At 72.9% G+C, this 3833-nt stretch carries 4 protein-coding genes; 1 reads left to right on the plus strand and 3 read right to left on the minus strand.

Annotated elements, in window-relative coordinates:
* Positions 1-75: 75 nt before the first annotated feature.
* The gene (locus tag SACSA_RS0103660) at positions 76-777 is read right to left on the minus strand and encodes a hypothetical protein (protein WP_019813601.1); all 702 of its coding nucleotides are present in this window, start codon (positions 775-777) and stop codon (positions 76-78) included.
* Between the two features lie 394 nt (positions 778-1171).
* On the opposite strand from SACSA_RS0103660, the gene SACSA_RS0103665 reads away from it, so the two are divergent.
* Positions 1172-2032 carry an HpcH/HpaI aldolase/citrate lyase family protein gene (locus SACSA_RS0103665; RefSeq protein ID WP_028661507.1) on the plus strand — a complete coding sequence of 287 codons (861 nt, stop codon included), beginning with the start codon at positions 1172-1174 and terminating at the stop codon, positions 2030-2032.
* A 124-nt stretch (positions 2033-2156) separates the two neighbouring features.
* Here the strand turns inward: SACSA_RS0103665 and SACSA_RS0103670 are convergent, their stop codons facing one another.
* Positions 2157-3359, minus strand: a complete 1203-nt coding sequence (locus tag SACSA_RS0103670; RefSeq protein ID WP_028661508.1) for a thioester domain-containing protein — start codon at positions 3357-3359, stop codon at positions 2157-2159.
* A 183-nt stretch (positions 3360-3542) separates the two neighbouring features.
* Positions 3543-3833, minus strand: a 291-nt coding sequence (locus SACSA_RS0103675) for a PLP-dependent transferase (protein ID WP_028661509.1), incomplete at its 5' end; no start/stop codon positions are given.

The following is a 3833-nucleotide window of genomic DNA, read 5'->3' on the forward strand; positions in this document are numbered from 1 at the left end:
CGCCCCGGTGGGGCAGCGCGGAGGGTCCCGGCCGCAGGGAAACGCCGCCGACCGGGCGTGCCGGGCCCGCCGGCGTCAGGCGTTCTCCTCGTCGGCCCGCTCGGACGGCGCGGAGGGTTCCGACCAGTCCGCCGCCGCGCCGTCGCGCCCGGCCCGTTCGGTAGCCAGGAGGCGTTCGTAGACCATCTCGTTGACCCAGCGCCACACCTCGTCGTCGCCGAGGGTGATCCGGTCGTCGCTGCACCCGAGGTCGAGGTCGACGTGCGCGGTCTCGTCGGCGCCCACTACCCCGAGTCCGTACATGCGTGCCCTCGGCAGGCAGTGGTCGACGTAGTCGTGGCTCAGCGTCGTCGACGAGGGCAGGACCATCGCCGCTTCGCCGTAGCGCGCGAACGGAACCGTCGTGGCCATGCCGGTGCGCCAGTGCCGTGCCACGGCCAGCACACCCGAGATGCGCACGGCGGGCTGCGGGGCGATCGCCGACAGTTCCGGCCACGTCCACGTCGCCACGGTGGCCTTGTCGGTGACCGGCCCGACGCCGGTGGCGATCCGCTCGGCGTGCGCGTCGGGGCGCAGCCGCGCCACCACGAACACGCGCCTGCCGAACAACGTCATCTGCGGCAGGACGCACCCCTGCCACCCGAGCAGCGGGGCCGCCCGGCGCGCGAGCTCGCCCGCATCGGCCGGGAGTTCGACGGGAGGGACGACCCGACTCGGGACCGACCGTGTCCCGTTCTCTCCGCTCGTGGTCGCGGTGTGCCCTGGTGGTACCGCCACGAAGTCCGCCTCCCTGTGTCATTCGCCTGCTGCCTGCCTGCACCGTCGCCGCGCCGTCGAGAACGGCACGTGAATTGAGTACCAGCGCGCGGAGACGGAGTCTGCGGGTTCGGCGCGCACCTGCGATCGACGGCGCTCGGCTGTCGGTGATCGGTCGGTGGGTGGTCGGGCGACTTCAGCCCGGCGGTGCGGCCGTCCGGGTGACACACCGGCGAGCGGCATCACCCTGCGCACGGCGGCGTCACCCTGCGCATGGCGGCGTCGGCGGGGCGGCGGCGCCGTGCGCGTGACGCGTACCGCAGCGTCACGGCCGGGATGCCCGCTAGGGTGCACACGCCGTCGGACCCGCCCGCGCGGCACCCGACCGCGCGCCGCGCCGAGGAGGCACCCACCCGTGAGACCGCGCCGATCCGTGCTGTACCTGCCGGGCGCCAACGAGCGTGCGGTGGAGAAGGCCAAGACCGTGCCCGCCGACGCACTCGTGTTCGACCTGGAGGACGCGGTCGCGCCGGATGCCAAGGAGGCCGCGCGGGAGCGCGTGTGCGCCGCCGTGGCCTCCGGCGACTACGGCGAGCGGGAAGTGGCCGTCCGGGTCAACGCGCTCGACACGGAGTGGCAGGACGCGGACCTGCGCGCCGCCGCGCAGGCCGGACCGGACGCCGTCGTGGTGCCGAAGGTCGGCTCCGCGCGCGACGTGCAGAACATCGAGCGGGCCCTCGAGCTCGGCGGCGCGGCAGGTGAGGTCGCGATCTGGGCGATGCTGGAGACGCCTGCGGCGGTGCTGCGGGCCGAGGAGATCGCCACCGCATCCGACCGGCTGACCGTGCTGGTCCTGGGTACCAACGACCTCGCCAAAGAGCTGCGCGCCGAGGCCGTTCCCGGCCGCGCGCCCCTGCTCGGCGCCCTGTCGCTGTGCCTGCTCGCCGCCCGCTCGGCGGGCAGGGCGATCCTCGACGGCGTGTACAACGACGTGGCCGACACCGCCGGGTTCGAGGCGGAGTGCGTGCAGGCGCGCCAGTTCGGGTTCGACGGCAAGACGCTGATCCACCCGTCCCAGATCGAGCCCTGCAACCGCGTGTTCGCTCCCTCGGCCGAGGACGTCGAGTGGGCCCGCACCGTGATCGACGCCTTCGAGCGAGCCCGTGCCGAGGGCAGGGGCGTGGTCACCGTGCACGGGCGAATGATCGAGAACCTGCATGTGGACACCGCCCGTCGTGTCCTGGCCTTGGCCGAGGCCGTCGAACGCCTCCGCTGACCGCGCCACCCGCTGACCGCACGAACGGCTCCACTCACCGCGTTGGCACGTCGTCAAGGCCTCCTTCACTGCACTCAACGCAGTGAAGGAGGCCTTGACGGCAGGTGCGGGCCCAGCGCGGGGATCAGGCCTTGCGGCGGCGTTGGAAGACGACCAGGCCCGCCCCGGCACCGACGAGGCCGACGCCGATGAGCAGCGGCGTCAGCGCCGAGAAGCCGGTCTGGGCCAGCTCGTCCGAGTTGGCACTCGGCGTCACCGACTCCTCCGTGGTCTCGGGCACCGCGGGCTGCGACGACGTGGTGGGCGCCGAGGTCTCGGTGGTGGTCTCCTCGGTCTCCTCCGGCCGCGTGGTCGCCGGCGCGGCGGTCCAGTCCGCGCGCGCCCCGGCCGACAGGGTGGTGGTCTCCGACTCGGCCACGATCAGCGACTGCGCGGGCTCGCGTTCGTAGCCCTCGCTGACGAAGAGCCTGCCCGTGTCCAGGTGCGCACTGGCGTCCAGCTCGAAGGCCGCCTCGCCCTCGGCGGCGTCGGCGGGCACGTCCACCCACACCTCCGTGCCGTCGGTGACCTCGCCCGGGGCGAGTTCGGCACCCTCGGCGTCGGTGAGGGCGACTCCCTCCGGCAGCTCGCTCCGAAGCTCGGTGATCTCGCCGGTGGTGGAGACGGTGAACGGGCCGACGCGCTCACCCGCCCGGCCGGAGGCGGTCTCCGGCGTGACCTCCAGCGCGGGGGTGGGCTGCTCCCCCGTGCCCACGTTGGCCTCGCCGGTCAGGTAGTCGTAGAGCGCGAGCACGTCGGCGTCGGCATCGGCACCGGCGCCGGTGGGGTCGTCGCGGTTGATCTCGCGGGCATCGCTGAAGTGCCACACGGCCGCTTGCGTGCCGGTGATGGCCTCCTTCGCGGACAGGCCGCCGTTGAGCTCGGCGCCCTGTTCGGTCAGCGTCGTCTCGAGCGCGTCGAGCTCGACCGCCGGGTACCCGTGGTGCAGCACCCAGCTGATCCGGTCACGCGCCTCGTGGAACGGCGAATCGGAGTCCGGGAACTCGTCCCACGGACTCTCGTGCAGTGGGCGCCCCGCGTCGGCGTCGACGCTGATTTCGACGCAGTACGCGCGGAGGGCGTTGCCGCCGTCGAGGTCGAGATGGAACAGCTTCGCCTTCGTGGCGCTGAACTCACCGCCGAGATCGACGGTGTAGCCGTTCTCCGCGCGCCCGGGATCGATCGACCCCTGCACATCCGCGGCGGCCGGAGCGGCGCCCAGCAGCAGTGTCGTGGACGTCGCCACGACGACGGCACCGACACCGGCCAACACTCTTCTACTGTTCATGAGTCTCCTCAACCCTCCCGCGCTCAGCTCGGCGCGGGTTCGCCACGCAGTGAGGGAAAACCCCGGTCACATGCGCATGACTTCGTCCCAGCGGGAGCGGAGCATACACAGAGTGTGAATTCGCCGTCGGTCGGCTCGTGGTTCACCCACTGCGATCTCGAAAGAGTGAATGAAAACCCGGGACTACTTCACTGAGCGCAACGCTTGGTCCAGATCGGCCCACAGATCCTCCGGGTCCTCCAGACCCACGCTGAGCCGCACCAGCCCCGCGGGAACGTGGGCGTCACCGGAGCGCGCGGCGCGGCGTTCGGCCGTGGTCTCCACCCCGCCGAGACTCGTCGCGTGGTGCACGAGCCGCAGCGCCGCGCACACCGCGTCCGCGCTCTCGGCATCCGGCAGCTCGACGGCCAGCATCGCTCCGCCGCCCGGGTAGCGCACCGCCCGCACGGCCGGGTGTCCCGCGAGCCGCTCGGC

Source organism: Saccharomonospora saliphila YIM 90502, assembly GCF_000383795.1.
Taxonomy (GTDB): domain Bacteria; phylum Actinomycetota; class Actinomycetes; order Mycobacteriales; family Pseudonocardiaceae; genus Saccharomonospora; species Saccharomonospora saliphila.